Below are 25165 nucleotides of genomic sequence, written 5' to 3'. Positions count from 1 at the left end.
CGCATCCGGCGATGCCACTCATGTCAGGGGCGGTCCGGCAACACCGCCCCTGACATACCGGGAGCCGCTGATGGAGTCCTAGGTGCCCGACACCCTCGCGATCGCCGCCGTCGTCGCCCCCGTCAACGCCGCCAGATCCCCCGGCGTCAGCTCGACCTCCAGCCCCCTTCGCCCGGCCGAGACGCAGATCGTGGCGTGGCCGGAGGCCGACTCGTCCAGGACCGTGCGGAGCTTCTTGCGCTGGCCCAGGGGGGAGATGCCCCCGCGGACGTACCCCGTCGTGCGCTCCGCCAGCGTGGGATCCGCCATCGCCGCCCGCTTCCCGCCGACCGCCGTCGCCAGCGACTTCAGGTCCAGCTGGCCCGCGACCGGCACCACGGCCACGACCAGCGCGCCGTCGACGTCCGCGACGAGGGTCTTGAAGACACGCTCGGGCGAGACGCCCATCGCCTCCGCCGCCTCCTCGCCGTAGGAGGGGTGGGACGGGTCGTGCTCATAGGCGTGGACGGTGAACTCCACGCCCGCCGCCGTCAGCGCCACCGTCGCCGGCGTGCCCCCCGCCTGCTGCTTCTTCGCCTTCTTCGCCATCCCAGCCTGTCCCGGTAGCCGTGTCCGCGAGCCGTCCTCAGTTGAGGCTCGTCGGACCCCGCGTCAGCTCCGACGCGGGCAACGACGGCAGACTACGGATGATCGCGCTCTCCGCGCGCAGCAGTTTCAGCTCGTCACGCAGCCGGGACGCGGTGTCGGGGGCCTGGAGGAGCCGCTGCTTGGCCGGGGTGTCGAGCATCATCGCCGCGGCGACCAGGTACGACACCACGGCCGGCTCGTCGGGCAGGTCCGCGCCCGTCGACAGCGAGCGCTCCCGCGCCCCCGCCAGACGCTTCTGGTACTGCCGGAAGGCCCGCAGCACGCCCTCGGCGAGCGCGCCCGCCTCGTCGCCGGGTGCCTCCGGCAGCTCCTCCAGGTCCGCCACGAGGAACGGGCCCGTCGTGTCGAGCGAGAGCAGCCGGACCCGGTTCGTGCCGGTGGCGAGGACCTCGAACGTGCCGTTGTCGCGCTCCCGGATGGTGGCCGCGTCGGCGATGCAGCCCACCGTGTGGAACGCCTTGGCCGGGTCGTCGCCGAACCCGGCGGTCGGGCCGCGCTCCGGGAGCGCCGTCGGATCCGGCATACCGGGCGCGCTCGGCGCGACCTCGTGGCCGTCGCGGATGGCGACGACGGCGAAGCGGCGGGGTTCGTCCTCGGGGGTCTTCAGCAACTCGCGCATCATGGCGCGGTAGCGCTCCTCGAAGATGTTCAGAGGAAGCACGAGCCCCGGGTACAACACCGAGTTCAGGGGGAAGAGCGGCAGCCGGACGGTGGTCACGAGGCCAGAGCCTAGTCGCCGTCGGGGCGCGCGCGTTCGCTCGTACTGGTTTGTGACCTTGCCGCGGGCCTTCCGGCGCGCTTGCCGGACCGCGTCAGCAGCGGCATCGAGGACGCCACCTCCAGCCGTACCCCGTCGCGCAGTTGGAGGAACTGGCCCAGCGGATCGCCGGAGACCCGGTCCCAGGGGAACGAGGTGGCGTACGGGCCGATCCTGCGCAGTTGCTCCAGGGCGTCCGGCCAGCGTTCGAGACGGACCAGGACGTAGGTGAGGAGGTTGCGGACCTCGGCGGGCCACGGGTCGCCGGGCTCGTACGCGGCGGAGAGCGCGATGGCGCGGTCCGCCGCCTCGTCCAGCCGGGCGCGTCCCACTTCGGGGCCGCCGCCGTCGACGAGATGGGCGAAGGCCGCCCGGACCGGGAGGGCCTGGACGAGGGAGCCGGGCAGGGCGTCCTCGGCGGCCCGTTCGGCGAAGTCGAAGCACTCGGGGTGCGAGCCGTACCAGGCGGCGGAGAGGTACTTCAGGGCCGAGACATGACAGCCGTAGTGGTGCGGAGAGCGGCGCACCGCCTCCGCCCACAGCCGCTCGAAGCCGGCGCGGCCGACGCCCGTGCCCCGCGCGTGGTCCAGGGCGATCCGCCACGGCACGGGGTCGCGCGGCGCGCGCTCGGCGGCCGACATGATCAACGGACCCGCCTCGCGCAGCAGTTCCACCCTGGCGGGGGAGCGCCAGCCGCGGGACACCGCCAGCTCGGCCCTGACCAGCAGGACGTCCGGGTCGTGCGGGGCGGCGCGCCGCCACTCGCGCAGCCAGGGGTCGCGCGCGCGGGCGAAGGCGGCGAGCCGCAGCGCGTACCGGTCGCGGTTCTCCCACTCCACCGCCTCCCGCGTCGTCGCGAGCAGCCGGGCCGCGGGCGCGTACTCACCCCGGCCGGCCGCGACCAGCGCGGGCCCGAGCCGCTCGTCGGGGGCGTCGAGCAGCACGTCGTCGTCGGCCGGCAGACCGTCGGCGAGACCCGAGGTGTGCCGCGCCATCCGGGCCGTGCGCACGAGCGCACGCAGCAGATCCATGTGGCGCGCCCCCTTTGCGCCCGGCCGGTCCGCTCGGCGGGACCGGTGCTCACCGTCTGGTACAACGCCTCGACGGTGGTGTCGTGGTCGGTGGTTCGAGGGGAAGACGGAGCGCGGGCGGCTCGGGTTGTGCCTCTTCACAACCTTTTCAGTTCCTGCTCAGCAGCCGTGTGGCGCCCGCGGCGACCGTCGTCGCGAGGATCCAGCCCAGCAGGATCACCACCACCGCGAGCCACTGCCAGGCGCCCCGCAGCTGCCAGTAGCCGACCTGGCCGAGGTCGATCACCGGGAGCAGCAGGTCCAGGGCGAACAGGGACGGACTCCAGTGCGGGTGTTCACCGCTCTTCATCGGCGGATGGTCCGCGTGGGAGAAGGCGTACGAGGCGAGCGCCCACAGCAGCGCCATCCAGACGGCGGCCCGTCCCGGCCGGTACCCGTACGCCACCGTCCAGTCCTGCGCGTAGCCCCACAGCTTGGCCGCGAGCGGCAGGTTCTCCCGGCGGTGGCGCTGCTTGGCGAGGAGCACGTCGCGGGCGCCCTCGTCGTCGCCGCTGGCCCGCAGGACGGTCGCGAGCCGCTCGTACGGCTCCGGCTGGTACTCGGGGGTCGCCGCCGCCACCCACTCCAGCCGTCCGGCCAGCGGGAACCGGTCGCGGGGCACGAGGTTCTCGTACTGGAAGCCGCCCATCTGGAGGTTGCCGGGCCCCGGCCAGCTGTCCGCCCGGTCGATGAGGACGCCGACCCGGGCGCCTGACAGCACGACCTTGCCGCGCTCGGGCCGCTCGCCGAGGAACCGCAGCTCGGGCACCTGGACCCGGCGCAGGGACAGCTCCTGTTCATCCGTGAAGGTGAACCTGGCCCGCTCCAGGTCGACGGCGTCCCCGAAACGCCCGTCGTCCAGCCGTATCCCGCCCTGGCACTCGAACCGCTGGACGCGGGTGCCGCGCGCGGGTGTGCTGCCGCTGGTGTACAGCGGATTCCCGACGCCGGCGGGGGTCAGATAGAGGGTGCGCTCGACGGTCAGCTGCGGCGCGTTCAGGGCGAGGCGGCCGTAGGGGTTGGCGAGCCGGCTGCCGCGCAGGCTGAGCGAGGCGCCGACGGTCGCCCCGCGCAGGCTCAGCTCGCCGTGCGACTCCAGCATCTCGGCCTGCACGTCCTGGGCGACGCTGAGACCGTCGGCGGACAGGGAGCGGCCGTGCCGGTCGCGGTAGACGACCGCCTGGTTGAGCAGCAGATCGGTGCCGATGTGCGCGTCGGCGAGCCGCACCCCGTTGTGGAAGCGGCAGCGCGGCAGATGCAGATCGCCCTCGGTGTGCAGCCGGGCCGCCTCCAGCCGCGGCACCGAGCAGTCCACCAGCCGGACGGTGGTGAACCGGGCCTCCGGCACCAGGATCTCCTTCTCGAAACGGCAGCCCTTCATCTCCACGTACGGCACCACCTGGCCGCCCGCCAGCTCCAGGACGCCCTTGACCTGCACGCCGACCAGCTTGAGGGCGGACACCCGGCCGGCCAGCGCGGGCGGTCCGTCCAGCAGCAGCCAGGCCACGATCCGGGCCCGTACCGTCCGCTCCGGGCCCCAAGGATGGCCGCCGTGCGGATCGTCCTCGGCGGTGTCGCCGCTGCGGAGGTCGTACACGCTGCCGTTGCGGAACGCCTGCCACATACCGGCCTCGGCGGCGGTGAGGTCGTCCGGGATCTCCCCGTCGTCCCGGATGGCGGCACCCTCGCTCACGGCTGTTCCTTCCTGCGTCTCCGTCACTCGCGTGTATCGCACAACAGTTCATGCAGGTGATGCCCGCTGAGTGACGCCCCGAACGCTAGACGTGAAGAGGATCTTCCGGGTTTCGCCGACGACGCGTATCAGCCATTGGAACGTGCGGACAGCCGTCGACCGAGGTCTGAGAGAATTGGGCCTGTGATCTCCCGAATCGATCTGCGCGGCGACGCCCTCCCGAAGGGACCCGCCCTGCGCGACCTGCTGCCCCGAGCCGACTTCGACGTCTCGGCCGCCCTGGAGAAGGTGCGTCCGATCTGCGAGGCCGTGCATCATCGCGGGGACGCGGCGCTGATCGACTTCGCCGAGAAGTTCGACGGGGTACGCCTCACCTCCGTGCGGGTCCCGGCCGAGGCCCTCACGGACGCGCTGGACCAGCTCGACCCGGCCGTCCGCGCGGCCCTGGAGGAGTCCATCCGCCGCGCCCGCCTCGTCCACCGCGAGCAGCGCCGCACCACCCACACCACCCAGGTCGTGCCCGGCGGCACCGTCACCGAGAAGTGGGTGCCGGTCGAGCGCGTCGGCCTCTACGCCCCCGGCGGCCGCTCGGTCTACCCCTCCTCCGTGATCATGAACGTGGTCCCGGCGCAGGAGGCGGGCGTCCCCTCGATCGCGCTGGCCTCGCCCGCGCAGGCCGAGTTCGACGGACTGCCGCACCCCACGATCCTCGCCGCGTGCGCCCTGCTCGGCGTCGACGAGGTGTACGCGGCCGGCGGCGCCACCGCCGTCGCGATGTTCGCGTACGGCACCGAGTCCTGCCCGCCGGCCAACATGGTCACCGGGCCGGGCAACATCTGGGTGGCCGCCGCCAAGCGCTACTTCACCGGCGTCATCGGCATCGACTCCGAGGCCGGCCCCACCGAGATCGCGGTCCTCGCGGACGACACCGCCGACCCGGCGCACGTCGCCGCCGACCTGATCAGCCAGGCCGAGCACGACCCGCTCGCCGCCGCCGTGCTCGTCACCGACTCCGTCGAGCTCGCCGACGCCGTCGAGAAGGAACTGGGCCCGCAGGTCGAGGCCACCAAGCACATCGAGGACCGGATCCGCCCCGCCCTCGCGGGCCGGCAGTCCGCGATCGTCCTGGTCGACGGTATCGACGAGGGCCTCAGGGTCGCCAACGCCTACGGCGCCGAACACCTGGAGATCCAGACCACGGACGCCGCCGCCGTCGCCGAGCGCGTCGTCAACGCGGGGGCCATCTTCATCGGCCCCTGGGCGCCGGTCTCGCTCGGCGACTACGCGGCGGGCTCCAACCACGTGCTCCCGACCGGCGGCTGCGCCTGCCACTCCTCCGGTCTGTCCGTCCAGTCCTTCCTGCGCGGCATCCACATCGTCGACTACACGCGGGACGCGCTGGCCGACGTCGCGCACCACGTGGTCACGCTGGCGGAGGCGGAGGACCTGCCCGCGCACGGCGCGGCGATCAAGGCAAGGTTCGGCTGGAAGGTACCTGGTCAGTGAGCTTCGGAATCGACGATCTCCCCGTCCGGGACGAACTGCGCGGCAAGAGCCCCTACGGCGCGCCCCAGCTCGACGTCCCGGTACGGCTGAACACCAACGAGAACCCCTACCCCCTGCCCGAGCCGCTGGTGGAGCGGATCGCGGAGCGGGTGCGCGAGGCGGCACGGAACCTCAACCGCTACCCCGACCGGGACGCGGTGGAGCTGCGGACCCGGCTCGCCGAGTACCTGACGCGGACCTCCGGGTACGCCGTGGACGTGAGACACGTCTGGGCGGCCAACGGCTCCAACGAGGTCATCCAGCAACTGCTGCAGACCTTCGGCGGACCCGGCCGCACCGCCATCGGTTTCGAGCCGTCGTACTCGATGCACGGACTCATCGCGCGCGGCACCGGCACCGGCTGGATCTCCGGCCCCCGTAACGACGACTTCACGATCGACCTCGCGGCGGCCCAGCGGGCCGTCGCCGAGCACCGGCCCGACGTCGTCTTCGTCACCACCCCCAACAACCCCACGGGCAACGCGGTCCCCCGGGACACGGTCCTCGCCCTGTACGAGGCCGCCCAGGCGGCCAAGCCGTCCATGGTCGTCGTCGACGAGGCCTACGTCGAGTTCAGCCACGGCGACTCCCTGCTGCCGCTGATCGAAGGACGGCCGAATCTCGTCGTCTCGCGCACCATGTCCAAGGCCTTCGGCGCCGCCGGACTGCGCCTCGGCTACCTCGCCGCGCACCCGGCGGTCGTCGACGCGGTCCAGCTCGTACGGCTGCCCTACCACCTGTCCGCCGTCACCCAGGCGACCGCCCTGGCCGCCCTGGAGCACACCGACACCCTCCTCGGCTATGTCGAGCAGCTGAAGGCGGAGCGGGACCGGCTGGTCGCCGAGCTGCGTGCCCTCGGCTACGACGTCACCGAGTCCGACGCCAACTTCGTGCAGTTCGGGACGTTCGACGACGCGCACAAGATGTGGCGGAAGATCCTCGACCGGGGCGTCCTGGTCCGGGACAACGGCGTACCGGGGTGGCTGCGGGTGACCGCCGGAACCCCGGCCGAGAACGACGCGTTCCTCGACGCGGTACGTGAACTACTGAGCTATGTGGGGGACACCCCCACACCCCCGGAGGAGCAGAGCGCATGAACCGCGTTGGACGCGTGGAGCGGGTCACCAAGGAGACGTCGGTCGTCGTCGAGATCAACCTCGACGGGACCGGCCGCACCGAGATCTCCACCGGGGTCGGCTTCTACGACCACATGCTCGACCAGCTCGGCCGCCACGGACTGTTCGACCTCACCGTGAAGACCGACGGCGACCTGCACATCGACTCCCACCACACCATCGAGGACACCGCCCTCGCGCTGGGCGCCGCCTTCAAGCAGGCCCTCGGCGACAAGGTGGGCATCTACCGCTTCGGCAACTGCACCGTCCCGCTGGACGAGTCCCTCGCCCAGGTCACCGTCGACCTCTCCGGCCGCCCCTACCTCGTGCACACCGAGCCCGAGAAGATGGCGCCGATGATCGGCGAGTACGACACCACGATGACCCGGCACATCCTGGAGTCCTTCGTCGCCCAGGCGCAGATCGCGCTGCACGTGCACGTGCCGTACGGGCGCAACGCCCACCACATCGTCGAGTGCCAGTTCAAGGCGCTGGCCCGCGCCCTGCGCTACGCCTCCGAGCGCGACCCGCGCGCGGCCGGGATCCTGCCCTCCACGAAGGGCGCGCTGTGAACAGCCTCTCGACCATCCTGATCGTCGTCGGTCTGTTCCTGGTCGGCGGGATCATCTCCTTCGTCAAGCAGCAGATGCCGAAGGGCCTCATCGTGCTGCTCTCCCTCGCCGCCGCGATGTGCCTCGTCGCGGGCGTCATGAGGCTGGAGGTGTGGAATTGAGCACCGAGAACACGGGACCGGGGACCACCGTGACCACTCCCGCCAAACGCGTCGTCGTCTTCGACTACGGCTTCGGCAACGTCCGCTCCGCCGAGCGCGCCCTCGCGCGCGCGGGAGCCGACGTCGAGATCACCCGTGACTTCGACACGGCGATGAACGCCGACGGACTGCTGGTGCCCGGCGTCGGCGCCTTCGCCGCCTGCATGAAGGGGTTGAAGGAGGCGCGCGGCGACTGGATCATCGACCGCAGGCTCGCCGGCGGACGCCCGGTCATGGGCATCTGCGTCGGCATGCAGATCCTCTTCGCGCGGGGCATCGAGCACGGCGTGGAGACCGAGGGCCTCGACGAGTGGCCCGGCGCGGTCGAGCCGCTCCAGGCCGAGATCGTGCCGCACATGGGCTGGAACACCGTCGACGCCCCGGCCGGCTCGGAGCTGTTCGCCGGCCTCGACGCGGACGCCCGCTTCTACTTCGTGCACTCCTACGCCGTCCACGACTGGTCCCTGGAGACGCACAACCCGAACCTCACCGCGCCCAAGGTCACCTGGTCGACGCACGGCAAGCCCTTCGTGGCGGCCGTCGAGAACGGCGCCCTGTGGGCCACGCAGTTCCACCCCGAGAAGTCCGGCGACGCCGGAGCCCAGCTGCTGACCAACTGGATCGGAACCCTGTAGACCATGGCAAAGCTCGAACTCCTCCCCGCCGTCGACGTCCGCGACGGCCAGGCCGTCCGCCTCGTGCACGGCGAGTCCGGCACGGAGACCTCCTACGGCTCCCCGCTGGAGGCCGCCCTCTCCTGGCAGCGGGCGGGCGCCGAGTGGCTGCACCTGGTCGACCTGGACGCCGCGTTCGGCACCGGCGACAACCGTGAGCTGGTCGCCGAGGTCACCCGGGCCATGGACATCAAGGTCGAGCTGTCCGGGGGCATCCGGGACGACGCCTCCCTGGAGAAGGCCCTCGCCACCGGCTGCACCCGCGTCAACCTCGGCACCGCCGCACTGGAGAGCCCCGAGTGGGTCGCCAAGGTCATCGCCGAGCACGGCGACAGGATCGCGGTCGGCCTGGACGTCCGCGGCACGACCCTCAAGGGCCGCGGCTGGACCCGCGACGGCGGCGACCTCTACGAGACGCTTGAGCGCCTCGACAAGGAGGGCTGCGCCCGGTACGTCGTCACCGACATCGCCAAGGACGGCACCCTCCAGGGACCCAACCTGGAGTTGCTGCGCAACGTCTGCGCGGTCACCGACCGCCCGGTCGTGGCGTCCGGCGGCGTGTCGTCCCTCGACGACCTCCGTGCCATCGCCGAGCTGGTACCCCTCGGTGTCGAGGGCTCCATCGTCGGGAAGGCCCTGTACGCGAAGGCGTTCACCCTGGAAGAGGCCCTGGAGGCTGTGTCGTCATGACGTCCGATGCCGTGCGGCGGGTGCAGAGCGGGAGTCCCTGGGAGGAGTCCTTCGGCTCCGCGCGTGCCGTCGCGGCGGGCGACCGCGTGCTGGTGGCGGGCACCACGTCCTTCAAGGGCGATGTGCTCTACGGGGAGGGCGACCCGTACGAGCAGGCCAAGGTGGCCTTCACCAGCGCGGTCGAGGCGCTCGGCGAGTTCGGGCTCGGCGCCGAGTCCGTGATCCGGACGAGGATGTACCTGGCGCACCTGCGGGACGTCGACGCGGTCGGGCGGGCCCACCGGGAACTGTTCGAGCCGGTGCGCCCCGCCGCGACCCTGCTGGTCGTGGACGGTTTCTTCGACCCGCGCATCCTCGTCGAAGTAGAAGTCGAAGCATTCAAGGGCCAGAGGCCTTCCTGAAGGAGCCGTGGATTCATGACCCTGGCGGTCCGAGTCATCCCCTGCCTGGACGTGGACAACGGCCGGGTCGTCAAGGGAGTCAACTTCCAGAACCTGCGTGACGCGGGCGACCCGGTCGAGATGGCCAAGGTGTACGACACCGAGGGCGCCGACGAGCTGACGTTCCTCGACATCACCGCGTCCTCCGGCAACCGCGAGACCACCTACGACGTGGTGCGCCGCACCGCCGAGCAGGTCTTCATCCCGCTGACCGTCGGCGGCGGTGTCCGCACCGCCGAGGACGTCGACAAGCTGCTGCGGGCGGGCGCGGACAAGGTCGGCGTGAACACCGCGGCGATCGCCCGACCCGACCTGATCCGCGAGATCGCCGAGCGCTTCGGCCGCCAGGTGCTGGTCCTGTCGGTGGACGCACGGCGCACGGAGTCCGGCTCCTTCGAGGTCACCACCCACGGTGGCCGCAGGGGCACGGGCATCGACGCCGTCGAGTGGGCCCACCGGGCCGCCGAGCTGGGCGCCGGGGAGATCCTGCTCAACTCGATGGACGCGGACGGCACGAAGGACGGCTACGACCTGGAGATGATCACCGCCGTCCGCAAGCACGTCACGGTCCCCGTCATCGCCTCCGGCGGCGCCGGCCGGCTCACGGACTTCCCCCCGGCCATCGAGGCGGGCGCCGACGCCGTCCTCGCCGCCTCGGTCTTCCACTTCGGCGACCTCCGCATCGGCGAGGTCAAGAACGCGCTCAGGGAAGCGGGTCACCCGGTGCGGTGAACCCGCCGCTGTCCATGGAGAGCTGAGCCCCGGTCACCGGGTGGCCGGGGCTCAGCCCTGGGCACGGCAGCCGGGACGGAGCCCGGTCAGATGCCCAGCTGCTTGGTCTCGTGGAGCTTGGTGATCGCTTCCTTCTCCCCGTCCAGTTCCACGTCGGCGACCTGCTGGCGGCCGTAGAGGAACAGCAGCAGCTCCGACGGCTCGCCGGTGACCGTGACGACCGGGGTCCCCCGGTGGGCCACCGCCGTACGGCCGTCCGGGCGGCGCAGGACCAGACCGGTGGGGGAACCCCGGCCCATGAGGCGGGAGGTGCGCTCCAGCCGGGACCACAGGGCGTCCTGGAAGACATGGTCGAGTTCGCGCGGCGACCAGTCGGGCCGCGCGCGGCGGATGTCCTCGGTGTGGACGTAGAACTCGATCGTGTTGGACGCCTCGTCGATCTGCTTCAGGGAGAAGGGCGAGAAACGCGGCGGGCCGGTACGGACGAGCTGGACCAGCTCCTCGTACGGCTTCTCGGCGAACTCCGCCATCACCCGGTCCAGGCGGGAGGCGAGCTGCTTGATGAGGATGCCCCCGGCGGCGTCGGGGCGACGCTCGCGCACCACCACATGCGCGGCCAGATCCCGGGTCGTCCAGCCCTCGCACAGGGTGGGGGCATCGGGGCCCGAAGTCTCCAACAGGTCGGCGAAAAGGAGCCGTTCACGCTTGGCATGGGTCGACATGCCGCCAGCCTACGACCGCCACCCCCGGCAGCCCAGGGCAGGCCCCCGCCGACGCGCGGCCTGCCCCGCTGTTCGTACGACGATACGGTCCGGCCTGTGGACAACGGGCGGGGCCGATCGCCGGGGCGCGGCACAATGGCACGCATGACCAGCACGCCGTCCCCCAGCAGCCCCAGCGGTCCCGGAGCCCCGAGCGGCCCCGGCGCTCCCAGCGCGCTGGACCCCGAGATCGCCGCGCGCCTCAAGCGCAGCGCCGACGGGCTCCTGCCCGCCATCGCCCAGCAGTACGACACCGGCGAGGTGCTCATGCTCGGCTGGATGGACGACGAGGCGCTCCACCGCACCCTCACCACCGGACGCTGCACCTACTGGTCGCGCAGCCGCCGCGAGTACTGGGTGAAGGGCGACACCTCCGGCCACTACCAGTGGGTGAAGTCGGTCGCCCTGGACTGCGACGCCGACACCGTCCTCGTCAAGGTCGACCAGGTCGGCGCCGCCTGCCACACCGGCGCCCGCACCTGCTTCGACGAGGACGTCCTCAAGGCCGTCGAGGGCGGCGCCGATTCCGGCGTACCGCCACTGGATCAGTAAGGTCAGCCGCCATGGACCTCGAGACGTTCCGCAAGCTGGCCTCCGACCGCCGTGTCATCCCCGTCAGCCGCAAGCTCCTCGCCGACGGCGACACCCCGGTCGCGCTCTACCGCAAGCTCGCCGCCGAGCGCACCGGCACCTTCCTCCTCGAGTCGGCGGAGAACGGCCGCTCGTGGTCCCGCTACTCCTTCGTGGGCGTCCGCAGCCACGCCACCCTCACCGCGCGGGACGGCCAGGCGCACTGGCTCGGCACCCCGCCGGTCGGCGTCCCGGTCGACGGTGACCCCCTCGCCGCCCTGCGCGCCACCATCGAGGCGCTCCACACCCCGCACCAGGAAGGCATGCCCCCCTTCACCGGCGGCATGGTCGGCTACCTCGGCTACGACATCGTGCGCCGCCTGGAGAAGATCGGGCCCGGCGAGCAGGACGACCTGCGGCTGCCCGAGCTGACCATGCTGCTGACGAGCGACCTGGCGGTCATGGACCACTGGGAGGGCTCGGTCCTGCTGATCGCCAACGCCATCAACCACAACGACCTGGACACGGGCGTCGACGAGGCCTACGCCGACGCCGTCGCCCGCCTCGACGCCATGCAGGCCGACCTCACCCGGTCCGTCGCCCAGCCCCCGGCGGTCCTCCCGCCCTCCGAGCTGCCCGAGTACACCGCTCGCTGGGGCGGCCCCGACTTCCAGGAGGCCGTCGAGGACATCAAGGAGCGCATCCGGGCGGGCGAGGCCTTCCAGGTCGTCCCCTCCCAGCGCTTCGAGACCCCGTGCACGGCGAGCGCCCTCGACGTCTACCGCGTCCTCAGGGCCACCAACCCGTCCCCGTACATGTACCTGTTCCGGTTCGACGGCTTCGACGTCGTCGGCTCCTCGCCCGAGGCCCTGGTCAAGGTCGAGGACGGGCAGGCCATGGTCCACCCCATCGCCGGCACCCGGCACCGGGGCGCCACCCCGCAGGAGGACCAGGCCCTCGCCGACGAACTGCTCGCCGACCCCAAGGAGCGCGCCGAGCACCTGATGCTGGTGGACCTGGGGCGCAACGACCTGGGCCGGGTCTGTGAACCGGGCTCGGTCGAGGTCGTCGACTTCATGTCGATCGAGCGGTACTCCCACGTGATGCACATCGTGTCCACCGTCACCGGCCGGGTCGCCGCCGGCCGCACCGCGTTCGACGTGCTCACCGCCTGCTTCCCCGCAGGCACCCTCTCCGGCGCCCCCAAGCCGCGCGCGATGCAGATCATCGACGAGCTGGAACCCTCCCGCCGCGGCCTGTACGGCGGCTGTGTCGGCTATCTCGACTTCGCGGGCGACTCGGACACCGCCATCGCCATCCGCACCGCCCTGCTGCGCGACGGCACGGCGTACGTCCAGGCCGGCGCCGGCATCGTCGCCGACTCCGACCCCGTCGCCGAGGACACCGAGTGCCGCAACAAGGCGGCGGCCGTGCTGCGCGCCGTGCACACGGCGAACCGGCTCGGACAATAGGGCGCTTCTCACGTGAGCCCCGGGTGACAACCCACCCGGGGCTCAGGCGATAGTGGAGTACGTGACCGCAGTACCTCACCCCCGTTCCGAGCCCGCGTTCGTCCGCTCCGGCCGGCGCAGCCTCGCCCTGGCGCTGCTGAGCGGCGCGCTCGGCGCCGCCGTCGCGCTGCTCGCCACCCGCCAGCGCTGGTCGGAGGGCACGGCGTCGGTGGCCGGCGGCGCCTTCCCGCTGACCGCCAAGGGCAGCGACGTCACGGGCGTGCCCGCGGCCCTCGCCGTCGTGGGCCTCGCCGCGCTCGTCGCCGTCTTCGCCGTCCGCCGCTCCGGACGCGTCCTGGTCGCCGTGCTGCTCGCCCTCTCCGGCGCGGGCACCGTCGCCGCCGCCCTGTACGGCGCCTACGACAGCTCGGCCCTCGACGACAAGGCCGCCGAGGCCTCCGGCGACACCTCCGCCACCGTCGACGCGCTCAGCCACACCGGCTGGCCGTACGTCGCGGCGGTCGGCGGCGCCCTCATCCTGCTCGCCGGGCTGCTCGCCCTGCGGTACGGACGGCTGTGGCCCGGGATGTCCGGCCGCTACGAGCGCGACGGCACCCCCCGTCAGCGCAAGCCCAAGCCGGTGGACCCCGACCGCCCCGAGGACATGTGGAAGGCCCTGGACCGGGGCGAGGACCCCACGGGACCGGACCCCACCTAGCCGGACCCAGGGGGGCGGACCCCCACTCAAGGCACTCGTGGGCGTACGGGACAATGGACGCCGAGCGTCCGGCTCACCACGGGCATCGAGCGCCACGCATCGAGCGACACGCACGAGCAGTCACTCGCACCGAGCAACTGCGCAACTGAGCAACGAGGAGCAACGTCATGGCGGGCAGCAGCCACGGCCACACCCCGGCCGCCTGGACCGGCGTCACCATCGCCTTCATCGGTTTCTGCGTCTCGGGCGCCTACATGGTGATGGCCGAACCGCTGGGATTCTGGGCGGGCATGGTCATCGTCCTGCTCGGCGGCGTCGTCGGCATGATCATGAAGTCGATGGGCCTCGGCCAGGCCAAGTCGACGCACGGCGACGACTGGTCCGGCGCCGCGAAGGCGGAGGGCAAGGCCATCAGCGGCGAGCCCGTCCCCGCCAAGGGCTGACGCTCCGCACGGGGCGGCCCGGTCCGCCCCGGGGCACCCGGCCGTCCGGTCCGCCCCGGGGGCGCCCGGCCGCCCTCACGCGCGCCTGTGGCGCCCGCCGGGCACAATGCGGTGTGTGAACGCCGAGCCCCAGCCAGTCGCGCCGTCGCACGCCGCTCAAGCCGCCCCGGCCCGGGGCGGCGCGCTGCGACGGCTCTGGATCCCCGCCGCCGCGCTCGCGGCCGTCGGCGGGGCCTTCGCGTATGTCGCGGCCGTGGACCCGAACGAACCCGGCCACTACCCCGTCTGCCCGCTCTGGCGGTTCACCGGCCTGTACTGCCCGGGCTGCGGCGGGCTGCGCAGCGCGCACGCCTTCGCCCACGGCGACCTCGCCACCGCCCTCCAGGACAACGCGCTGGCGGTGGCCGCTTTCCTGACCCTGGCGGCGCTATGGACCGTATGGGTGGTCCGGGCGGCCCGCGGACGGCCGATGCGACTCGAACTCCGGCCCGCGGCCCTGTGGGCGCTCGGCGCGTCGGTGCTGGCCTTCACGGTGGTCCGGAACCTGCCGTTCGGTGCCTGGCTTCACCCTTGATCGAACGGGGAAGGCCCCCAGGTCGTGGGACCGCCGTCAACCGGATGCGAGAGCTGTGCCCCGGTCCGGCTACCATCGCAGTGAACCGCCAGGACCCTGTGAAGCGCCCGTCAGCCGAAAATCGACTGCCGGACGTTGTCACCGAACGCAACCGTCTGAAAGGGGGCCGCTCGCGTGAGTGTGCTCGACGAGATCATCGACGGAGTCCGTGCCGACCTTTCGGAGCGGCAGGCCCGCGTCAGCCTCGAAGAGCTCAAGGAGCGCGCGGCCAAGGCTCCCGCGGCCAAGGACGGCGCGGCCGCCCTGCGCGGCGACGGCGTCAAGGTCATCTGCGAGGTCAAGCGCTCCAGCCCCTCCAAGGGCGCGCTCGCCGCGATCGCCGACCCGGCCGGCCTCGCCGCCGACTATGAAGCGGGCGGCGCCGCGGTCATCTCCGTCCTCACCGAACAGCGCCGCTTCGGCGGCTCGCTCGCCGACCTGGAGGCCGTGCGGGCCCGCGTGGACATCCCCGTGCTGCGCAAGGACTTCATCGTCACCTCCTACCAGCTGTGGGAGGCCCGCGCGTACGGCGCCGATCTGGCCCTGCTGATCGTCGCCGCCCTCGACCAGCCCGCCCTTGAGTCCTTGATCGAGCGCGCCGAGTCCATCGGGCTCACCCCGCTCGTCGAGGTGCACGACGAGGACGAGGTCGACCGTGCGGTCGACGCGGGAGCCCGGGTGATCGGCGTCAACGCGCGCAACCTCAAGACCCTCGAGGTGGACCGCTCCACCTTCGAGCGTGTCGCCCCCGAGATCCCCGACCGCATCGTCAAGGTCGCCGAGTCCGGCGTCCGCGGTCCCCACGACCTCATCGCCTACGCCAACGCCGGCGCGGACGCGGTCCTCGTGGGCGAGTCGCTCGTCACCGGCAAGGACCCGAAGACCGCCGTCGCCGACCTCGTCGCCGCCGGTGAGCACCCGGCGCTGCGCCACGGCCGGAGCTGACCGCGCGCCATGACCGATCGCACCACCGCCGCCGACCGGTCCGGGCACGTCCCGGCCGGGGCCGCGGGGTGCGTACGGGCGGCCACGACGGCCCCGCCCATGGCCGGTACGACCGAGCCCGGTATCCCTCACACGGGTGAGATCGGGCCGGTAGGCTGTGCCCCGATGTTCTCGCTCACCATGACCGCCAGGGACCCCTACGCCCGCCTCGCGCGCGGGTGCCGTCCCCGTGGCTGCCGGGCGCCCGCGCGCCGGGTCCACGGGCGCCGGGTCCGCTATGTCATCGGTGACGAGCCGGGCCAGGTGAACGGCATGCGATGGCCCCGGCCCGTGTCACCCGCGGTGAGCTGAGCCGATCTCCGCTCCGCACACCGGGTGACGCCTGTCCACCGGAGGACGCGTACGGCTGCGGCCGGACCCGCGGCGCCGCACGAGCGGCCACCCGCGGCTGCCCCGCGCCGTCCGTCCCCGGTGACGTCCCTGTATGGGCCTCTCATCGTCCGTTCGACATCGGGGCCGTTGCCCCTGTGAGGTAAGCGCATGTCCAGCGAGTTCTTCATTCCCGACCCCCAGGGTCAGGTCCCCAGCGCCGAGGGGTACTTCGGCGCGTACGGCGGCAAGTTCATCCCGGAGGCGCTGGTCGCCGCCGTGGACGAGGTCGCCGTCGAGTACGACAAGGCGAAGGCCGACCCCGAGTTCGCGCGCGAGCTCGACGACCTGCTCGTCCACTACACCGGCCGGCCGAGCGCGCTGACCGAGGTGCCCCGGTTCGCCGAGCACGCCGGTGGAGCCCGGGTGTTCCTCAAGCGCGAGGACCTCAACCACACCGGCTCCCACAAGATCAACAATGTGCTGGGGCAGGCCCTGCTCACCAAGCGCATGGGCAAGACCCGGGTCATCGCCGAGACCGGCGCGGGCCAGCACGGCGTCGCCACCGCGACGGCCTGCGCCCTCTTCGGCCTCGACTGCACCATCTACATGGGCGAGATCGACACCCGGCGCCAGGCCCTCAACGTGGCCCGTATGCGCATGCTGGGCGCGGAGGTCGTCGCCGTGAAGTCCGGTTCCCGGACCCTCAAGGACGCCATCAACGAGGCGTTCCGCGACTGGGTGGCCAACGTCGACCGCACCCACTACCTGTTCGGCACGGTCGCAGGCCCGCACCCCTTCCCCGCCATGGTCCGCGACTTCCACCGGGTCATCGGGGTCGAGGCCCGGCGGCAGCTCCTGGAGCGCGCCGGACGGCTGCCCGACGCGGCCGTGGCCTGTGTGGGCGGCGGCTCCAACGCCATCGGCCTCTTCCACGCCTTCATCCCGGACGCCTCCGTACGGCTCATCGGCTGCGAGCCCGCGGGCCACGGCGTCGAGACCGGCGAGCACGCGGCGACCCTGACCGCCGGCGAGCCGGGCATCCTGCACGGCTCGCGGTCGTACGTCCTCCAGGACGAGGAGGGGCAGATCACCGAGCCGTACTCGATCTCGGCCGGTCTGGACTACCCGGGCATCGGCCCCGAGCACTCCTACCTCAAGGACAGCGGCCGCGGCGAGTACCGCGCGGTCACCGACGACGCGGCCATGCAGGCACTGCGTCTGCTGTCGCGCACCGAGGGCATCATCCCGGCGATCGAGAGCGCCCACGCCCTCGCCGGTGCCCTGGAGGTCGGCAGGGAGCTGGGCAAGGACGGGTTGATCGTGGTCAACCTGTCCGGGCGCGGCGACAAGGACATGGACACCGCGGCCCGCTACTTCGGCCTCTACGACGAGGGGACCGACGCCGAGGTCGCCGCCAACGCCGCCGACACCGCCGAGATCGAGGGGGACGCCAAGTGAGCGGGAACATCCAGCTGTTGAGTGACACCCTCGCCGCCGCCAAGGCGGAGGGGCGGTCCGCGCTCATCGCCTATCTGCCGACCGGGTTCCCGACCGTCGACGGCGGTATCGCCGCCATCAAGGCCGTCTTCGAGGGCGGCGCCGACGTCGTCGAGGTCGGTCTGCCGCACAGCGACCCGGTCCTCGACGGTCCTGTCATCCAGACCGCCGACGACATCGCCCTGCGCGGCGGCGTCAAGATCGCGGACGTGATGCGCACGGTGCGGGAGGCCTTCGAGGCCACCGGCAAGCCCGTCCTCGTCATGACGTACTGGAACCCCATCGACCGCTACGGCGTGGAGCGCTTCACCGCCGAGCTGGCCGAGGCCGGTGGCGCGGGCTGCATCCTGCCGGACCTGCCCGTCCAGGAGTCGGCGCTGTGGAGGGAGCACGCCGAGAAGCACGGCCTCGGCACGGTCTTCGTGGTCGCGCCCAGCAGCAAGGACGCCCGCCTCGCCGAGATCACCGCGGCGGGCAGCGGCTTCGTCTACGCGGCCTCGCTGATGGGTGTCACGGGAACCCGCGAGTCGGTCGGCGCGCAGGCCCAGGACCTGGTGGAACGCACCCGGGCCACGGGCTCCGGGCTGCCGGTCTGCGTCGGCCTCGGCGTCTCCAACGCCGAGCAGGCCGCCGAGGTCGCCGGGTTCGCCGACGGGGTGATCGTCGGCTCCGCGTTCGTGAAGCGGATGCTGGACGCCCCGGACGAGGCGGCCGGCCTGGACGCCGTACGGGAGCTGGCCGGCGACCTCGCCAAGGGCGTGCGCCGGAGCGCGTGACGTTCACCCGTTTGTCGTACGGGGCCGACGGGACGTAACGGGTCATCCGCTCACTCGAAGGGGTGGAAGTGGGACCGGGGAGGCGCGGTGCGCCTCCCCGGTTCGTTCTGCGGGATGTGAGCGAGAAGAACCGTGAGGGAAAGCGCACCGCCCGTGAGCGGCTGGCGGAGGAGCGCGAGAAGCAGAAGGCCGCCGAGAAGCGCCGTCGGGCGTTGATCGTGGGTGCCTCGGTGGTGTGTGTCCTGGGGCTGGCCGCCGTGATCGGCGTCGTCGCGGCGAAAGCGGGCAAGGACGACGGCGGCGAAGCCTCCGGCCCGGTCGTGGTGCCCTCCGGGGCCAACGGCGAGAACAGCCTGGCGCTCCCCGTGGGGGACGCCGGCGCCAAGTCCACCCTCACCGTCTGGGAGGACTTCCGCTGCCCGGCCTGCAAGTCCTTCGAGGACGCGTACCGTCCGACGATCCACGAACTGACCGAGGCCGGTCAGCTGAAAGTGGAGTACCGCCTGGTCACGCTGATCGACGGGAACATGGGCGGCAGCGGCTCCCGCAAGGCCGCCAACGCCGCCGCGTGCGCGCAGAACGTCGGCAAGTTCCCGGCGTACCACGACGTGCTCTACGAGAACCAGCCGCCCGAGACCGACGACGCCTTCTCGCGGAACAGCACGCTGATCGACCTGGCCAAGAAGGTCGACGGCCTCGACACCGCCGCCTTCCGCACCTGCGTGGAGAAGGGCACGCACGACGCCTGGGTCGCGAAGTCGAACGAGGCCTTCCAGAAGGGCGGCTACGGCGGCACCCCGAGCGTCTTCCTCAACGGCACCAACATCTACGCCGACCGGTCGATGACCCCGGCCAAGCTGAAGCAGATGGTGGAGAAGAACACCCAGGGCTGAGACCGTGGGGGCGCCCGGGGCCACGGGAACCCCTGTGGTGTCCGGGAGTTCACGGGGCGGCGTTATGGACCCGTTGCCGGGCCGCCCGCCGTCGGCCGGGCCCGGCAGGGTAGCGTCGACCCTGCCATGGAACTTGCCTACATTCCCAGCCCGTCGCGCGGGGTGCTGTACCTCGGTCCCGTCCCGCTGCGCGGCTACGCCTTCTGCATCATCATCGGTGTCTTCGTAGCCGTCTGGCTCGGCAACAAACGCTGGGTCGCCCGGGGCGGGCGCGCCGGCACGGTCGCCGACATCGCGGTCTGGGCCGTTCCCTTCGGCCTGATCGGCGGCCGGCTCTACCACGTGATCACGGACTACGAGCTGTACTTCAGCGAGGGCCGTGACTGGGTGGACGCCTTCAAGGTGTGGGAGGGCGGCCTCGGCATCTGGGGCGCGATCGCCCTCGGCGCCGTCGGGGCGTGGATCGGCTGCCGCCGCCGTGGTATCCCGCTGCCCGCGTACGCCGACGCCGTCGCTCCGGGCATCGCCCTCGCCCAGGCGATCGGGCGGTGGGGCAACTGGTTCAACCAGGAGCTGTACGGCAGGCCGACGGATCTGCCGTGGGCCCTGGAGATCACGTCCTCCACGGACGGGCGGATGCCGGGCACCTACCACCCGACCTTCCTGTACGAGTCGCTGTGGTGCATCGGCGTCGCGGTGCTGGTCATCTGGGCCGACCGGCGGTTCCGGCTCGGGCACGGGCGGGCGTTCGCGCTGTACGTCGCCGCGTACTGCGCGGGCCGGTTCTGGATCGAGTACATGCGGGTCGACGACGCGCACCACATTCTGGGCCTGCGGCTCAACAACTGGACCGCGCTGTTCGTCTTCGTCCTCGCCGTGATCTACATCGTGCTGTCGGCCCGGAAGCGGCCGGGGCGTGAGGAGATCGTCGAGCCGGGCGCCGGTGACGGCGACGACGACTCCACCGCCCTGAAGAAGGACGCGGACACGGATACGGAGTCGGAGGAGACCGGCGAGGCCGCCGACAAGGCGTCCAAGTCCGAGAAGCCCGCGAAGCCCGCGGAGACCACGGAGACCACGGAGAAGGCCGCCGACAAGGGCACCGACTCCGGTAAGCCCGCGGACAGGGCTTCCGGGACGGCCGAGGAGAAGACGGACGCGAAGGCCGAAGGCGACGCGAAGGCCGAGAAGGACGCGAAGGCCGAGAAGGACGTGAAGGCCGAGAAGGACGTGAAGGCCGAGAAGGACGCGCAGGTCCCGGACGCCGCGCCTCAGGCCGCCGAGAAGAGCTGAGGCCCCGCTCGCCCCGCTGCGCCCCGCCGCCTCGCGACGGACGTCGTCCCCGCCCACCCGCCGGATCAGGCGGGTGGGCGTTCGGCTTTCCGGACCGGCGCCGGTCAGGTCCTCGTGGCGCGGTGGGCGAGGGTCAGGGTGCGGCGGGCCTGCGCCAGGATCGCCGGGTCGATGAAGTGACCCGTGGGGAGCGCCTGGGCACCGGGCCTCGCGTTGGCGGCCTCGACGATGTGCTCGGCGGACTCGATCTCCGCCGGGGTCGGGGCGTAGGCGCGTTCGATGACCGGGAGCTGGCGGGGGTGGATCGCGGCCCTGCCGAGGAACCCCAGGGCCCGGCCGTGCGCGCAGGAGCGGGCCAGACCGTCGAGGTCCTTGGTGTCCGGGTGGATGGACTGCGCCGGAGAGGGCAGCCCCGCGGCGCGGGCGGCGACGATCACCCGGGAACGGGGCCAGTCGAGCGCGCGGTCGTCGCGGACGGCGAGGTCGGCGCGGAGGTCCGCCTCACCGAGCGCGATGCCCTGGACCGACGGGTGGGCGGCGGCGATCTCGTACGCCCGTTCCACGCCGAGCGCCGACTCCAGCAGGGGGTGGAGGGGGAGTGCCCCGCCGTCGGCGGGGGCGGCGCGCTCCGCGACGCGCACCACCTGGGCGGCGGCCGAGATCTTCGGCAGGCGCAGGGCGCCCAGGCCGGGCAGCGGGGCCAGTGTCCGGAGATCGTCCTCGGCGTACACGGTGTCCAGGGCGTTCACCCGGACGTGGACGGGGAGGGGCGGCGGCTGCGAGAGCAGCTCGGCGGTAGCGGACCGCGCGTACTCCTTGCGGTCGGCGGCGACCGCGTCCTCCAGGTCCACGATCACGACGTCCGCGCCGGAGGCCAGCGCCTTGACCACCACCTCGGGGCGGTCGCCGGGGACGTACAGCCAGGTCAGCGGGACGGAGGTCACGGGACGGACGGTCACAGGGCGCCCTCCTCGCGGAGGGCAGCGATGTCCGTGCCGGTCAGACCCAGCTCGGTCAGGACCGCGTCCGTGTCCGCGCCGTGCGGGCGGCCCGCCCAGCGGATGGCGCCCGGTGTCGCGGAGAGCCGGAAGAGGACGTTCTGCATGCGCAGCGGGCCCAGCTCGGGGTCGTCGACGGTGGTGATCGTGTCGAGGGCCCGGTACTGGGGGTCGGTCATCACCTCCCGCACGTCCTGGATGGGGGCGACCGCCGCCTCCGCCTTCTCGAAGGCCTCGACGACCTCATCGCGGGTGTGGCGGGCGATCCACCCGCCGACCGCCTCGTCCAGGACGTCCGCGTGGCGGGCCCGTTCCGCACCCGAACCGAACCACGGCTCGTCGATCAGTTCCGGACGTCCGACCAGGCGCAGCACCCGCTCCGCGACGGACTGGGCGGAGGTCGACACGGCCACCCAGGAGCCGTCCGCCGTGCGGTAGGTGTTGCGGGGCGCGTTGTTCGCGGAGCGGTTGCCCGTGCGGGGCTGGACGTGGCCCAGCTGGTCGTACCAGAGGGGGTGGGGGCCGAGGACGGTGAGGATCGGCTCGATGATCGCCATGTCCACCGTCTGCCCCTCGCCCGTGCGGTCACGCGCGGCGAGCGCGGTCATCACCGCGTACGCCGTCGCCAGGCCCGCGATGGAGTCGGCGAGGCCGAACGGCGGGAGCACCGGCGGGGCGTCCGGCTCGCCGGTGATCGCGGCGAACCCGCTCATCGCCTCGGCGAGCGTGCCGAAACCGGGGCGGCGCGCGTAGGGGCCGAACTGGCCGAAGCCGGTCACGCGGGCCAGCACCAGGCGCGGGTTGACGGCGGACAGCTCCGGCCAGCCGAGGCCCCACCGCTCCAGGGTGCCGGGGCGGAAGTTCTCGATGATCACGTCGGAGGTGGTGGCGAGCCGGAGGAGGGTGTCCCGGCCGCCCGGCGTCGAGAGGTTCAGCGTCAGGGTGCGCTTGTTGCGGCCGAGGAGTTTCCACCACAGGCCCACGCCGTCCTTCGAGGGGCCGTGGCCGCGCGACGGATCGGGCTTCGTGGGGTGCTCGACCTTGATGACCTCCGCGCCGAAGTCGCCGAGCATCGTGGCGGCGAGGGGGCCGGCGAAGAGCGTGGCGAGGTCGAGGACGCGCAGATGACGGAGCGGGGGGTCGTACGCCTGGGTCATGAGCGGCGGATCTCCCGGTGGGTGAGGTGGGCCAGGGCGTCGAAGCCGACGCCGTCGAAGTCGGCGACCGAGGTGGCCAGGCGGTTCTTGAGGGGCGCCGTCCACCGGTCGGGGAGCGCCCGGGGGGAACCGGCGAGGAGGCCCGCGACGCTGCCCGCCGTGGCGCCGTTGGAGTCGGTGTCCCAGCCGCCCGACACCGCTCGGCAGACGGAGGCGGTGAAGTCGCCGTCCGCGTGGGTGAGGGCGGCCGTCAGCAGGGCCGTGTTGGGGAGGACGTGGACCCAGTGGTGGTCGGCGTAGGTGGTGTGGAGCGTGTCCACGATCCGGTCGAAGTCCCGCTCCTCGGCGGCCAGTCGCAGGGCGTGGCGGATCGCTTCCGCCAGGCGGGAGTGCTCGGGGACGACGGTGAGGCCGGTGCGCAGGCAGTGGTGGATGTCGTGGGCGCCGGTGGCGGCCTCGGCGATGACGGCCGCCACGAACATCGCCGCGTACACGCCGTTCGCGGTGTGGGTGAGGGTGGCGTCGCGGTGGGCCTGCTCGGCCGCGGCAGCCGGGTCGCCCGGGTGGGTCCAGCCGTGGACGTCGGCGCGGATCAGGGCGCCGATCCACTCGCGGAACGGGTTGCGGTGGCGGGCGGTACGGGGCGGCTCGATGCCGCTGAGCAGGTTGCGGTAGGCGACGCGTTCGGCGGTGAACGTGCGGCCCGCGGGGAGTTCGTCGAGCCAGAGGGCGGCCACGTCGGTGGTGGTGAAGCCGGGGCCGTGCCGCTGGAGCAGCAGCAGGTTGAGGAGCGGGTAGTTGAGGTCGTCGTCCTCGGGCATGCCGTCGATGTTCTCGGCGAGGGAGGTGTGCGCCGAGCGGCGGTTCCACGGGTGGGCCCGCAGCAGGTCGTCGGGGACGCCCCGCGCGGTGAAGTAGGTGGTCAGGGGCCAGTTCCCGGCGGTCTGGGCGAGCTGCCGGATGGCGGTCAGGGGGAGCTTCTCGACGGGTTTGCCGAGGAGGCAGCCGACGGCTCGGCCCAGCCAGGCGGCCTCCAGGGCCGCCGGGTCCCCGGCCGTCCCGCCGACGGCGCTGCCGCGCGCGGTGGGCCAGTCGGGGCACAGGGCCTTGATCCGGTCGAGTTCCGTCGGCTCCCGGTGCGCCGACCGGCTGGGCAGGTCCTCCAGTTCGTCCAGCAGGTCCTCGGCCAGCAACCGCAGGTAGCGGGAGGCCGGTTGGGGGGAGGCGCCGGCGCGGAGCGGGGCCGGGGGGCCGCCCGCGTTCTTCCAGCGGGTGGCGATGGCGGCCGGCGCCCGGCCGTCCTGGGCGGCCTGCTGGAGCTCGTGGCCTAGGAGGTCCTCGGGCTGGACCCAGGTGAGGCGGAGGGCGGTCACCGGGTGCCCGCCAGGGTGGTGAACGCGGCCTCGTGGGCGCGGCGGCGGCGTACGTCCCGCTCGTGGATCTGAAGCGCGACCTCCGTCAGCGCCGTGGCCGGCGCGTGCAGATCCAGGCGGCTCGCCTCGGCGACCGTCTTCGCCCAGTCCGCGGGCACGTCCGAGCCCAGCGCCCCGGCCAGGGCGCCCGCCATGGTGGCGATGGAATCGCAGTCGCGGCCGTAGTTCACCGAACCCAGCACCGCGTGGCGGTAGTCGCCGCGGGCCACCAGCACCATGCCCAGCGCGACGGGGAGTTCCTCGATGGAGTGGAGCCGGGAGGGGCGGCGGGCGCCCAGGGAGGGGGCGCGGTAGTCGGGGCCGACCGTGTCGAAGGGCGTCACCGCCTCCCGCAACGGCTTCAGCGCCGACTCGAAGTCCGCGTGCCGGGACGCCACCTCGCACACCGCCTCGATCGCGGCGCGCGTGCCGTCCTTCGCCAGCCGCACACAGGTGTCGACCACCGACCGCGCGGTGGCGTCCGGCGCGCACGCCGCCGCGACGGCCGCCGCGAACACGCCAGCCGCCTCCCTGCCGTACGACGACTGGTGGGCGCCCGCGATGTCGAGGGCCTCGGCGTACGCGCCCCTCGGGTCGGCCGCGTTGACCAGGCCGACCGGTGCCATGTACATCGCGGCACCGCAGTTGACGATGTTTCCGGCGCCGGCCTCGCGGGGGTCGACGTGGCCGTAGTGCAGCCGGGCCACCAGCCACTTCTCGGCGAGGAAGACCCGTTGCAGGGGGAGGGCCTCCGCCTCCAGCTCCGGGATCCAGCGCGGGGTGGTCATCAGGTCGGGGACCAGGTGCTCGGCGATCGCGTACGCGTCGAGGTGGTCGCGGACCCGCTCGTACACCCGCACCAGCGCGTGCGTCATCAAGGTGTCGTCGGTGACGTGGCCGTCGCCCTTGTGGTACGGGGCGATCGGGCGGGCGGTGCGCCACTCGTCGCCGTTCCAGGGGCCGACGATGCCGTGGACGCGGCCGCCGTGTCGTTCGAGGATCTGCTCCGGGGTGTAGCCCTCGACCGGGCCGCCGAGGGCGTCGCCGACGGCGGCACCGACCAGGGCGCCGGTGATGCGTTCCTCCAGACCCGCGTCGGTATGGGGCACTGCGTGGCGATGGGCTTCCAT

The 25165-nt window shown here is 72.7% G+C and carries 28 protein-coding genes; 19 read left to right on the top strand and 9 right to left on the bottom strand.

All coding sequences use genetic code 11. The annotated features are described in order from the left end of the window. Nucleotides 1–78 precede the first annotated feature (78 nt). The 4 genes from ybaK to SMA5143A_RS07990 form a co-directional block, all read right to left on the bottom strand. Nucleotides 79–588: a Cys-tRNA(Pro) deacylase gene (gene ybaK / locus SMA5143A_RS08005; protein WP_107462209.1), complete on the bottom strand. Its 510-nt coding sequence runs from the start codon at nucleotides 586–588 to the stop codon at nucleotides 79–81. A 37-nt stretch (nucleotides 589–625) separates the two neighbouring features. Then, nucleotides 626–1366, bottom strand: coding sequence for an LON peptidase substrate-binding domain-containing protein (locus SMA5143A_RS08000; RefSeq protein WP_055512108.1), 741 nt, complete (start codon nucleotides 1364–1366; stop codon nucleotides 626–628). 11 nt (nucleotides 1367–1377) lie between these two features. Further along, nucleotides 1378–2436: a hypothetical protein gene (locus tag SMA5143A_RS07995; RefSeq protein ID WP_107462208.1), complete on the bottom strand. Its 1059-nt coding sequence runs from the start codon at nucleotides 2434–2436 to the stop codon at nucleotides 1378–1380. Between the two features lie 148 nt (nucleotides 2437–2584). Next, entirely contained in the window at nucleotides 2585–4168 is a 1584-nt protein-coding gene (locus SMA5143A_RS07990; RefSeq protein ID WP_107462207.1) for an oxidoreductase, read from the bottom strand. A gap of 183 nt (nucleotides 4169–4351) precedes the next feature. On the opposite strand from SMA5143A_RS07990, the gene hisD reads away from it, so the two are divergent. From hisD to hisF, 8 genes are read left to right on the top strand one after another with little or no spacing between them, the layout of a single operon-like run. Continuing rightward, on the top strand, nucleotides 4352–5674 hold the full coding sequence (gene hisD, locus SMA5143A_RS07985; protein WP_107462206.1) for a histidinol dehydrogenase: 1323 nt from the start codon (nucleotides 4352–4354) through the stop codon (nucleotides 5672–5674). Continuing rightward, entirely contained in the window at nucleotides 5671–6810 is a 1140-nt protein-coding gene (locus tag SMA5143A_RS07980) for a histidinol-phosphate transaminase (protein WP_107462205.1), read from the top strand. The genes hisD and SMA5143A_RS07980 overlap by 4 nt, the downstream gene beginning before the upstream one ends. After that, the gene (hisB, locus tag SMA5143A_RS07975) at nucleotides 6807–7400 is read left to right on the top strand and encodes an imidazoleglycerol-phosphate dehydratase HisB (protein ID WP_055512118.1); all 594 of its coding nucleotides are present in this window, start codon (nucleotides 6807–6809) and stop codon (nucleotides 7398–7400) included. Before SMA5143A_RS07980 ends, hisB begins: the two co-directional genes overlap by 4 nt. Further along, nucleotides 7397–7561, top strand: coding sequence for a hypothetical protein (locus tag SMA5143A_RS42930; protein ID WP_055536695.1), 165 nt, complete (start codon nucleotides 7397–7399; stop codon nucleotides 7559–7561). Before hisB ends, SMA5143A_RS42930 begins: the two co-directional genes overlap by 4 nt. Then, nucleotides 7558–8235 (top strand): imidazole glycerol phosphate synthase subunit HisH, encoded by a 678-nt coding sequence (hisH, locus tag SMA5143A_RS07970; RefSeq protein ID WP_375136469.1) that lies wholly within the window; start codon nucleotides 7558–7560, stop codon nucleotides 8233–8235. The genes SMA5143A_RS42930 and hisH overlap by 4 nt, the downstream gene beginning before the upstream one ends. A 3-nt stretch (nucleotides 8236–8238) precedes the next feature. After that, nucleotides 8239–8964: a bifunctional 1-(5-phosphoribosyl)-5-((5-phosphoribosylamino)methylideneamino)imidazole-4-carboxamide isomerase/phosphoribosylanthranilate isomerase PriA gene (priA, locus tag SMA5143A_RS07965; RefSeq protein ID WP_107462204.1), complete on the top strand. Its 726-nt coding sequence runs from the start codon at nucleotides 8239–8241 to the stop codon at nucleotides 8962–8964. Beyond that, nucleotides 8961–9365: a RidA family protein gene (locus SMA5143A_RS07960; protein ID WP_055512126.1), complete on the top strand. Its 405-nt coding sequence runs from the start codon at nucleotides 8961–8963 to the stop codon at nucleotides 9363–9365. The genes priA and SMA5143A_RS07960 overlap by 4 nt, the downstream gene beginning before the upstream one ends. A 15-nt stretch (nucleotides 9366–9380) precedes the next feature. Beyond that, complete coding sequence (gene hisF / locus SMA5143A_RS07955) at nucleotides 9381–10136, top strand: imidazole glycerol phosphate synthase subunit HisF (protein ID WP_107462203.1); 756 nt, start codon at nucleotides 9381–9383, stop codon at nucleotides 10134–10136. 86 nt (nucleotides 10137–10222) lie between these two features. Here hisF and SMA5143A_RS07950 read toward each other — a convergent pair whose 3' ends face one another. Beyond that, nucleotides 10223–10858, bottom strand: a complete 636-nt coding sequence (locus SMA5143A_RS07950; RefSeq protein ID WP_107462202.1) for a TIGR03085 family metal-binding protein — start codon at nucleotides 10856–10858, stop codon at nucleotides 10223–10225. Nucleotides 10859–11002: 144 nt separating this feature from the next. Here SMA5143A_RS07950 and hisI point away from each other — a divergent pair, with 144 nt between their 5' ends. The 11 genes from hisI (at nucleotide 11003) to lgt (ending at nucleotide 20468) form a co-directional block, all read left to right on the top strand. Continuing rightward, nucleotides 11003–11449, top strand: coding sequence for a phosphoribosyl-AMP cyclohydrolase (hisI, locus tag SMA5143A_RS07945; RefSeq protein WP_107462280.1), 447 nt, complete (start codon nucleotides 11003–11005; stop codon nucleotides 11447–11449). Nucleotides 11450–11460: 11 nt separating this feature from the next. Beyond that, nucleotides 11461–12939 (top strand): anthranilate synthase component I, encoded by a 1479-nt coding sequence (locus tag SMA5143A_RS07940; protein ID WP_107462201.1) that lies wholly within the window; start codon nucleotides 11461–11463, stop codon nucleotides 12937–12939. Between the two features lie 52 nt (nucleotides 12940–12991). After that, nucleotides 12992–13636 carry a TIGR02234 family membrane protein gene (locus tag SMA5143A_RS07935; protein WP_107462200.1) on the top strand — a complete coding sequence of 215 codons (645 nt, stop codon included), beginning with the start codon at nucleotides 12992–12994 and terminating at the stop codon, nucleotides 13634–13636. Between the two features lie 167 nt (nucleotides 13637–13803). After that, nucleotides 13804–14079 carry an HGxxPAAW family protein gene (locus SMA5143A_RS07930; RefSeq protein WP_258193446.1) on the top strand — a complete coding sequence of 92 codons (276 nt, stop codon included), beginning with the start codon at nucleotides 13804–13806 and terminating at the stop codon, nucleotides 14077–14079. Between the two features lie 106 nt (nucleotides 14080–14185). Then, the gene (locus SMA5143A_RS07925; RefSeq protein WP_107462199.1) at nucleotides 14186–14653 is read left to right on the top strand and encodes a DUF2752 domain-containing protein; all 468 of its coding nucleotides are present in this window, start codon (nucleotides 14186–14188) and stop codon (nucleotides 14651–14653) included. Between the two features lie 174 nt (nucleotides 14654–14827). Beyond that, on the top strand, nucleotides 14828–15637 hold the full coding sequence (trpC, locus tag SMA5143A_RS07920) for an indole-3-glycerol phosphate synthase TrpC (protein WP_055512152.1): 810 nt from the start codon (nucleotides 14828–14830) through the stop codon (nucleotides 15635–15637). Between the two features lie 9 nt (nucleotides 15638–15646). Then, the gene (trpM, locus tag SMA5143A_RS43760; protein ID WP_258193445.1) at nucleotides 15647–15988 is read left to right on the top strand and encodes a tryptophan biosynthesis modulator TrpM; all 342 of its coding nucleotides are present in this window, start codon (nucleotides 15647–15649) and stop codon (nucleotides 15986–15988) included. Between the two features lie 189 nt (nucleotides 15989–16177). Continuing rightward, the gene (trpB, locus tag SMA5143A_RS07905) at nucleotides 16178–17467 is read left to right on the top strand and encodes a tryptophan synthase subunit beta (protein WP_107462198.1); all 1290 of its coding nucleotides are present in this window, start codon (nucleotides 16178–16180) and stop codon (nucleotides 17465–17467) included. After that, the gene (trpA, locus tag SMA5143A_RS07900) at nucleotides 17464–18282 is read left to right on the top strand and encodes a tryptophan synthase subunit alpha (RefSeq protein ID WP_107462197.1); all 819 of its coding nucleotides are present in this window, start codon (nucleotides 17464–17466) and stop codon (nucleotides 18280–18282) included. The genes trpB and trpA overlap by 4 nt, the downstream gene beginning before the upstream one ends. Before the next feature lie 116 nt (nucleotides 18283–18398). Further along, the gene (locus tag SMA5143A_RS07895) at nucleotides 18399–19175 is read left to right on the top strand and encodes a DsbA family protein (RefSeq protein WP_181361779.1); all 777 of its coding nucleotides are present in this window, start codon (nucleotides 18399–18401) and stop codon (nucleotides 19173–19175) included. A 126-nt stretch (nucleotides 19176–19301) separates the two neighbouring features. Further along, a complete protein-coding gene (gene lgt, locus SMA5143A_RS07890) occupies nucleotides 19302–20468 on the top strand; it encodes a prolipoprotein diacylglyceryl transferase (RefSeq protein WP_107462195.1) in 1167 nt (388 codons plus the stop codon). A 104-nt stretch (nucleotides 20469–20572) separates the two neighbouring features. Here the strand turns inward: lgt and SMA5143A_RS07885 are convergent, their stop codons facing one another. The 4 genes from SMA5143A_RS07885 to SMA5143A_RS07870 are packed head-to-tail and all read right to left on the bottom strand — an operon-like array spanning nucleotide 20573 to nucleotide 25165. Continuing rightward, nucleotides 20573–21412 carry an HpcH/HpaI aldolase/citrate lyase family protein gene (locus tag SMA5143A_RS07885; protein ID WP_107462278.1) on the bottom strand — a complete coding sequence of 280 codons (840 nt, stop codon included), beginning with the start codon at nucleotides 21410–21412 and terminating at the stop codon, nucleotides 20573–20575. Nucleotides 21413–21423: 11 nt separating this feature from the next. Next, nucleotides 21424–22623, bottom strand: coding sequence for a CaiB/BaiF CoA transferase family protein (locus SMA5143A_RS07880; protein ID WP_107462194.1), 1200 nt, complete (start codon nucleotides 22621–22623; stop codon nucleotides 21424–21426). Further along, nucleotides 22620–23996 carry an ADP-ribosylglycohydrolase family protein gene (locus SMA5143A_RS07875; protein ID WP_107462193.1) on the bottom strand — a complete coding sequence of 459 codons (1377 nt, stop codon included), beginning with the start codon at nucleotides 23994–23996 and terminating at the stop codon, nucleotides 22620–22622. The genes SMA5143A_RS07880 and SMA5143A_RS07875 overlap by 4 nt, the downstream gene beginning before the upstream one ends. Further along, nucleotides 23993–25165, bottom strand: coding sequence for an ADP-ribosylglycohydrolase family protein (locus SMA5143A_RS07870; RefSeq protein ID WP_107462192.1), 1173 nt, complete (start codon nucleotides 25163–25165; stop codon nucleotides 23993–23995). The genes SMA5143A_RS07875 and SMA5143A_RS07870 overlap by 4 nt, the downstream gene beginning before the upstream one ends.

Source organism: Streptomyces sp. MA5143a, from assembly GCF_900290235.1.
GTDB lineage: Bacteria > Actinomycetota > Actinomycetes > Streptomycetales > Streptomycetaceae > Streptomyces.
The sequence above is the reverse complement of the archived record's forward strand: the minus strand, read 5'-3'. Positions and strand labels throughout refer to the sequence as shown.